Genomic DNA, 7,587 nt, shown 5'->3' on the forward strand with positions numbered 1-7,587 from the left:
AGGGCTCCGAACCCGACCTAATCAACCTTGCGGGGGTGGGACAGAACTAATTTTGAAAAAAATTAGTTCTGTCCCACCCCAGCTTTTTTCAGAAAGTGGAATTTTTTTCAAAAAGACTTGTAAATTATACAAAAATTATGTATAATATTCACATCAACCTAAGAGGAGATTGAAAATGAAAGTAACAACAATTTTTAAAAGCTTGACAGCCTTAGGCTTGGCTCTTAGTTTAGCGGCTTGTGGCAGCAGTACGGCTTCGACACCAGCAGCCATTCAGGAAAAAGGTAAGCTAGTGGTTGCGACCAGTCCAGACTATGCGCCCTTTGAATTCCAGACCTTGATTGATGGTAAAAACCAAGTGGTTGGTGCGGATATTTCCTTGGCGCAGGACATTGCTGATGAGCTGGGGGTCGAGCTCGAAGTTTCGACCATGAGCTTTGATAATGTGCTTTCTACCCTGCAGAGTGGGAAGGCGGATCTAGCCATTTCAGGTTTGACTAGCACGCCTGAGCGGGAAGCTGTTCTCTCCTTCTCAGACTCTTACTATGAGAATGGACACTCACTCTTGGTTCGGGCGGCAGACAAGGATCTCTACAAATCCTTGGATTCTTTTAAAGGAAAAAAAGTAGCGGCTCAAAAAGGTTCAATCCCAGAACAAATGGTGAAAGACCAGCTAGCGGATGCACAATTGCTGTCACTCCAGGCGATGGGTGAGGCGATTAATGAATTGGTTGCAGGCAAGGTTGATGCAGTGGCGATTGATGAGCCAGTTGCCTTGGGCTATGTGAACCAGAACAAGGACTTGGCCATTGCCCAAGCAGGGCTCAAAACAGAGGAGTCCCAAGGAAATGCAGTGGCGATGCAAAAGGACAACAAGGAATTGCAGGATGTCGTCAACAAGGTCATCGCCAAAGTGAAAAAAGACGGCAGCTACACTAAATACCTAGAAGAAGCCAGCAAGTACACAGCAGCAGAATAGGAGCAGCGGATGAATCTAAACAAAATCTTGAAAAAAGTGGGTTTGTTAGCCCTCGGGCTAACTCTGACAGCCTGCGCTAGCGGCTCTGAAACAGCTAGTCCAGAGGCTATTCAGGCCAAGGGGAAATTAGTTGTTGCCACCAGCCCAGACTATGCGCCCTTTGAGTTCCAGACCTTGATTGATGGAAAAAACCAGGTTGTTGGCGCGGATATTTCCTTGGCTCAAGACATCGCGGATGAACTGGGCGTGGACTTGGAAGTCTCTGCTATGAGCTTCGACAATGTTTTGACCAGTCTCAGTAGCGGCAAGGCCGACCTAGCCCTAGCTGGACTGTCCAAAACCCCAGAAAGAGAAGAAGTTGTGACCTTCTCGGACTCCTACTATGAAAATGGTCGGGTCCTCCTGGTCCGCTATGAAGACAAAGCTACCCTCAAAAGCCTAGACAACTTTAAGGGCAAAAAAATCGCCGCCCAGAAGGGAACCTTGGAGGAACAACTGGTCAAGGAGCAACTGATCTCCTCAGAAGTCATTTCCCTCCAAGCCATGGGAGAAGCCATCAACGAATTAGTCACTGGCAAAGTCGACGCAGTTGCTATTGACCAAGCCGTGGCCACAGGCTACACCTCTCAAAATGACAAACTAGCCATCTCAGACGCAGAGCTGAAAACCCAAGAAACCATTGGCACAGCTGTTGCCATGCAAAAAGGCAACAAAGAACTTGAAGCCGTCGTCAACAAGGTCATCGCTAAAGTGAAAAAAGATGGCAGCTATGCTAAGTATCTAGAAGAAGCCAGCACCTATACTGTTGTGGAGTAGGTCAGGGGCAAATTGAAGTCTATAAAAAGCGAGATTCACAGGAATGGATCTCGCTTTTTGCTGGGGTAAGGATGGTGGAGGTGTAAGACCACCTTGCAAAGTTTTGTCAATGAGCTGGTACTTGTTGTATAATAGTAGCTATGAATACCAAACCAAGGGCAGCTTATGTCCATATTCCTTTTTGTACACAAATCTGTCACTATTGTGATTTTTCTAAAGTTTTTATCAAGAACCAGCCGGTGGATGATTATCTGCGGGCTTTACTTGCGGAGATTCGAGCTTATGAGCCTGGGCCAGTAGATACGCTCTATATTGGGGGTGGGACGCCTTCGGCCTTGTCGGCTGCTCAGTTGGAGTTTCTTTTAGAGGGCTTAGCTTCGATTTTTGATATCAGTCAGGTTCAGGAGTGGACCTTGGAGGCTAATCCGGGTGACTTGTCCCAGGATAAGATTGAGGTGATGGCCAATGCTGGTTTAAATCGGATTTCGCTAGGGGTGCAAACTTTTAATGATCGCGAATTGCGCCAGATTGGTCGGATGCACCAGGAGAAGGATATCTATGACAATATTGACCGATTGAAAGCGGCTGGTTTTCACAACATTTCCATTGATTTAATCTATGCCCTTCCCAACCAAACCATGGAGCAGGTGAAAACCAATGTACAGAAGGCCTTGGCTTTAGATATTCCCCATATGAGTCTCTACTCCTTGATTTTGGAAAACCATACAGTTTTTATGAATCGTATGCGTCGGGGGCAGTTGAATCTACCACAGGAGGATCTGGAGGTGGATATGTTCCATTACATTATCAATAGCCTCAAGGAGGCCGGTTATGACCATTATGAGATTTCGAATTTTTGCCGGCCGGGTTATGAGAGCCGTCACAATCTCATGTATTGGGACAATGCCGAATATTATGGTCTAGGGGCGGGAGCTTCGGGCTATTTAAATGGAGTTCGTTACCGGAATCATGGGCCAATCCGCCATTACTTGAATGCGGTTGAGGCAGGGAATGCGCGTGTTTACGAGGAGAAACTCAGTCTCAAGGAGCAGATGGAAGAGGAGCTCTTTTTAGGGCTGCGCAAACGTGCGGGGGTCTCAATCCAGCGGTTTGAGCAAAAATTTCAACGCTCCTTTGAGGAAGTTTATGGAGCTATTGTAGCTCAAATGCTGGAAGAAGGCTTATTGATCCGGGAAGGAGACCGTCTGCGGACAAGTCAGAAAGGGCTGTTCCTGGGAGACACGGTTGCCGAACGTTTTATCTTGAAATAAGATAGAAGAGGAAGAAGCAAGATGTATAAGGGTTATTTATTGGATTTAGATGGAACGATTTACCGTGGGACGGAGCTGATTCCTGAAGCGCGTGATTTTGTCAAGGAGCTTCAGGCGCGCGGCCTGCCCTATCTCTTTGTAACCAACAACACCACGCGCCGCCCCGAGGTCCTACAGGCCATGCTGGAGGAACGCTTTGACCTCCAGGTTCCCCTATCTACTCTTTACACAGCCAGTCTGGCGACGGTTGATTATATGGTGGATAAAAATTTAGGGAGGACGGCTTACGTTATTGGCGAGGACGGGCTAAAGGCGGCGATCTACGAAGCCGGTTTTGAGGAAGATCCTATCAATCCGGCCTATGTGGTAGTTGGACTGGATACGGAGTTAACCTACGAAAAAGCTAAAATTGCCAGTCTGGCGATCCAAAAGGGAGCCCACTTTATCGGTAGCAATCCCGACCTCAACATCCCAACTGATGAAGGACTCTTACCGGGTGCCGGATCCCTGGTTCGTTTTATCCAAGCCAGCACGCGCGTGGAGCCTGTTTACATTGGTAAACCGGAGGCGATTATCATGGAAAAGGCCTTGGAGCGGATTGGCTTGAGCAAGGAAGAAGTTGTGATGGTGGGAGATAACTACATGACTGATATCCGGGCCGGTCTTGATAATGGAATTGCCAGTCTACTAGTCTTAACCGGTTTTACCCAGGCAGAAGAAGTAGCAGACCTACCGATTCCACCGACCCATGTAGTGACTTCTTTAGCAGACTGGAGTTTTGATGACTAGGCGGGCTTGGATTTCGGGCGTATTGATGAGTTTCTGGGGGCTATCCGCCTCCATTTTACTAACCATCTGGATTTTTGATCTGGCCTATCCCCTGTTTCTGGACCTCTGGGATCTGCCTAAAAGTCTGGGTTGGCCCGCTGAACGGTTGGCGCGAAATGTGGCGGTCTTGATGGATTACCTGACCCTGCCTTGGATCAACCAGCTCAAGTTCCCAGACCTACCGGCATCGGAGTCAGGTCTTTACCATTTTCAGGTGGTCAAGTACCTATTTCATTTTTGTCAGCTGGTCTTTGTCGGCACCAGTTTGGGAATTGCTTTTCAGAAATCCTGGCTTTGGGTGCCGGCTAGCTGGTACCGGCTTTGGGCCTTGATTCCACTAGGCTTGGGCTTTTTAGCAGTGCTGGTGGGCTTTGACCAGTTCTTTATTTGGTTCCACCAGGTTCTCTTTCCTGGTGACCAGACCTGGCTTTTTGATCCGCGTTTAGATCCGATTATTCTTCTATTGCCCCAGGATGTCTTCCTGCTATCTTTTATCTGCTGGGGCATCCTCTATGAACTTTATTTTTTCTTTTGTTTTTTTGCAACTAAAAAATCTGGCCTATCGTGAAGAGCCAGATTTTTCTGTTAAAGCTTAGTATGGTGCTGGTGTTCGAGACTGGAATAGTCCAATTCAATGGCACTTTCGACAATCTTGTGAGCCTCTAAGAGGTGGTGGATCTGGTCTTTGAGGAGCCGCTCATCGGTCCCCGTTTCGATATGCAGGTGGAGCATGGCTATGTGACGCTGACCATCCATGGTCCAGGCATTGAATTGGGTGACTTGGTGGACTCCATCCATCGTTTCGATCTGCCTGCGCAAGCCTTCTAGATTGAGATCTTCTGGCGCTTTTTCAAGAAAAATTTGTAAATTGTTGAGGAATTTAGGCAGGGATTGACTGAGGATAAAAAGGGAGATGGCGATAGAAAGCAAGGGGTCTAGGAAATACCAGTCTGTAAATTGGAGAAGGATGCTGACCAGAAGAACCGCGACCCAGCCCAAAATGTCTTCGAGGAAATGGAGGGTCAGGATTTGTTGGTTGGCACTGTGTCCCTTGTGGACCAGGTGGGCCGCAAAACCATTGATGGCAATGGCGAGGAGGGCCAGGGCAAAGGTCCCTTGATGATTGACGACAGGCGGATTGAAAATTTTCGGTGTGTTTTCAATGATGAGGAAGGTGGATCCAGTGATGAGGATGCTGGCAGTTACCAAGGCAGCTAGAATCGTGAAACGTTGGTAGCCTAGGGTGTAGCGGAGGTCAGTCTGTTTGGTGGAGACTTTTTCCAAATAAGCAGAGAGGCCAATGGCCATGGCATCCCCAAAATCGTGAACGGCATCGGCTAGGACGGCCGAGGATTGGAAGAGGACTCCAAAAATGGCTTCCAGGATGGCGAAGGAGAGATTGAGAACAAAGGCTATAAATGTGGTTTTTGAGTGCTTGTGCATCGCTTCTTGTTACCGACTTTCTTCTAAGATTTGAATCAGAGCTTGTTTTTCCTGAGCGGTCAGTCCCCGATAGGCCCCATAGGGGAGTGTCTGATTTAGTTTGAAGGGGCCAAATTGAACTCGACTGAGGCTGATCACCTTGACCCCAACAGCCAGGAACATTTTTTTAACCTGATGAAACTTACCTTCGGCCAGCTCAATCAGAGCGCGACTTTGCTTGGCTGAGGATTCCAAAATAGTTAGTTGGGACGGTCGGCATTGGTAGCCATTTTCAAAAATAATGCCTGTCGCAAACAGGGCAGGTAAGTCCGAGTGTAGGGGACCATTGACTACTACTTGATAGGTCTTAGACACATGGGCATCCGGGTGGAGGAGCTGGTAGCCCAGTGGACCGTTATCCGTCAGCAATAGGAGCCCTGAAGTATCGCGATCCAGACGGCCTAGAGCATACAAATCTGGATTCCAATCACAACTGGCTAGGGAATCAAAGACAGTGGCATGGTGGGCATCGCGATTGGCGGTAACGACTCCACGAGGTTTATGGAGGAGCCAGTAGTGGTGCTTGCTGGCTGGGGCAGGTTGACCCTGAATCGTAACCATTTGAAGGTTGGTATCCACATTTTGAGAGAGCTTGCAGGCAGCTTGTCCGTTTACTAAAATCTGGCCCTTGGCCAGGGCTTGTTTCATTTCTTTGCGGCTATAGCTCGAAGCTAAAAGTTGATCGATTCTCATGCCTCCATTATAACAAATTTTCTGAAAGAGAAAGCGTTTTTTTTTTTTCATTTCCCGACTTGTCTAACTTTTTTGGATTTGGTATACTTTTAAAATTGTAAGGAGGAAAGAAAATGACAATTATTTCACAAATTTTGTTAGTTCTGTCAGCAGCCTTGTTTTTCTTTATTTTTTATTTAGAAACCGTGGCGACAACTTCTATTAAAACCAAACAAACCTTTGGTATGAGTGACTCTGACTTAGAATCTAAATCGCTGCAACTATGGATGCGCAACCAAGGTGTCTATAATGGCTTTATTGGTTTGGGTCTTTTGTATGCGGCTTTCTTTAGCAGTAATGGGAAAGAAGTAGCCCTAGTCTTTTTGGTGAATATCTTGGTAGTTGCCTTTTACGGTGGTCTAACCAGCAATAAGTCGATTATCCTCAAGCAAGGTGGTCTACCTTTCTTGGCCCTTTTGAGCTTGATTTTTCTATAATAAAAAGGAGCAGACTGCTCCTTTTTATTATAGGGTTTCGTACCCGAGTAGGACACCCCCTTCTTCGGCATAAAAGCTACAGATGCCGGAAGTTGGTAGGCTATGGATTTCAGCTTGGGGGTATTCGGTATGGATGAGTTTGCTGAGGTCTTGGACAAAGTCTGGGTTGCTGCGGTGGGAGATATGAATCCGTCCGCCTTTGTAACCGGCTTTTTTCATCTCCGCCCAGGCTGTGGAGACGGCTTTTTTGTTACTACGCGCTTTTTGGAGCAATTCAAGCTCGCCCTTGCTGCTGGCTTGGCCGACCATACGGATATTGAGGAGGCCCACAACTTTCCCAACAATCTTGTTGAGACGGCCATTTTTGACCAGATTATCTACCTTTTCGAGAACAAAAATTAATTTACTTTGTTTTTGATATTCTTCGATGGCGACAAGGATTTCGGGATAAGTGAGTCCTTGTTTGATGTATTCATTGAGTTGGTAAACGAGGAGGTCCATCTCGCCTCCGGCAGAGAGGCTGTCGATAATGTGAACCTTGGCATCGGGATGGGTTTCTAAATAGATCTCCCGTGCCAAACGGGCTGCATTGTTACTACCAGAAAGAGCGCCGGTAATGGTCACCACAAAGATGGCGTCCGCATCCCCAAAGGCTTGTAGATACTGATCCGGGCTCGGGCAGGCAGACTTAGATGCCTGCTCGCTAGCGTACATGACTTCCATCATAAAATCAATATCCAGGTTGGCCTTATCCACAAAGGTCTTGTCGCCTACTTGAACATACATGGGGATCGATTCAAACGTCGTGTTGGGCGCTAAATGTTCCAACTGGCGATAGTTACAGGCAGAGTCTGCAATAATTTTCCACTTCATCAGGTGCTCCTTAAAAAATGTACATTTCACAAAGTTATGTCCTATTATCTAGTATAGCACAATTTTGTTAAAAATCCAAAGAAAAAGCGAATGGAATCATTCCCGTTGCTTATTCTTTTTGAAAATAATGTCAGGATCCTGACTCCTCCTCATCAATTTCATAAAAATA

The 7,587-nt window shown here is 46.9% G+C and carries 9 protein-coding genes; 6 read left to right on the forward strand and 3 right to left on the reverse strand.

Features of this window, described 5'->3' with window-relative positions:
- The first annotated feature begins 175 nt into the window (after positions 1-175).
- The 5 genes from N4310_RS06555 to N4310_RS06575 all read left to right on the forward strand — a co-directional run bounded on the left by N4310_RS06555 (position 176) and on the right by N4310_RS06575 (position 4,462).
- Positions 176-979 (forward strand): ABC transporter substrate-binding protein, encoded by an 804-nt coding sequence (locus N4310_RS06555; RefSeq protein ID WP_262092544.1) that lies wholly within the window; start codon positions 176-178, stop codon positions 977-979.
- Between the two features lie 9 nt (positions 980-988).
- Positions 989-1,795: a transporter substrate-binding domain-containing protein gene (locus tag N4310_RS06560; protein WP_262092545.1), complete on the forward strand. Its 807-nt coding sequence runs from the start codon at positions 989-991 to the stop codon at positions 1,793-1,795.
- A gap of 140 nt (positions 1,796-1,935) precedes the next feature.
- Entirely contained in the window at positions 1,936-3,066 is a 1,131-nt protein-coding gene (gene hemW, locus N4310_RS06565; RefSeq protein ID WP_262092546.1) for a radical SAM family heme chaperone HemW, read from the forward strand.
- 21 nt (positions 3,067-3,087) lie between these two features.
- Positions 3,088-3,855 carry a TIGR01457 family HAD-type hydrolase gene (locus tag N4310_RS06570; protein ID WP_262092547.1) on the forward strand — a complete coding sequence of 256 codons (768 nt, stop codon included), beginning with the start codon at positions 3,088-3,090 and terminating at the stop codon, positions 3,853-3,855.
- Entirely contained in the window at positions 3,848-4,462 is a 615-nt protein-coding gene (locus N4310_RS06575) for a TIGR01906 family membrane protein (protein WP_262092549.1), read from the forward strand. The genes N4310_RS06570 and N4310_RS06575 overlap by 8 nt, the downstream gene beginning before the upstream one ends.
- A gap of 17 nt (positions 4,463-4,479) precedes the next feature.
- Here the strand turns inward: N4310_RS06575 and N4310_RS06580 are convergent, their stop codons facing one another.
- Positions 4,480-5,337 (reverse strand): cation diffusion facilitator family transporter, encoded by an 858-nt coding sequence (locus tag N4310_RS06580; RefSeq protein ID WP_262092551.1) that lies wholly within the window; start codon positions 5,335-5,337, stop codon positions 4,480-4,482.
- A gap of 9 nt (positions 5,338-5,346) precedes the next feature.
- Positions 5,347-6,069 carry a pseudouridine synthase gene (locus N4310_RS06585; RefSeq protein ID WP_262092552.1) on the reverse strand — a complete coding sequence of 241 codons (723 nt, stop codon included), beginning with the start codon at positions 6,067-6,069 and terminating at the stop codon, positions 5,347-5,349.
- 113 nt (positions 6,070-6,182) lie between these two features.
- On the opposite strand from N4310_RS06585, the gene N4310_RS06590 reads away from it, so the two are divergent.
- Complete coding sequence (locus tag N4310_RS06590) at positions 6,183-6,545, forward strand: DUF1304 domain-containing protein (RefSeq protein WP_262092553.1); 363 nt, start codon at positions 6,183-6,185, stop codon at positions 6,543-6,545.
- A gap of 27 nt (positions 6,546-6,572) precedes the next feature.
- Here N4310_RS06590 and N4310_RS06595 read toward each other — a convergent pair whose 3' ends face one another.
- Positions 6,573-7,418 carry a DegV family protein gene (locus N4310_RS06595; protein ID WP_262092554.1) on the reverse strand — a complete coding sequence of 282 codons (846 nt, stop codon included), beginning with the start codon at positions 7,416-7,418 and terminating at the stop codon, positions 6,573-6,575.
- Between the last annotated feature and the right edge of the window lie 169 nt (positions 7,419-7,587).

This window comes from Streptococcus danieliae (genome assembly GCF_025447695.1).
GTDB classification, from domain to species: Bacteria; Bacillota; Bacilli; order Lactobacillales; family Streptococcaceae; genus Streptococcus; species Streptococcus danieliae.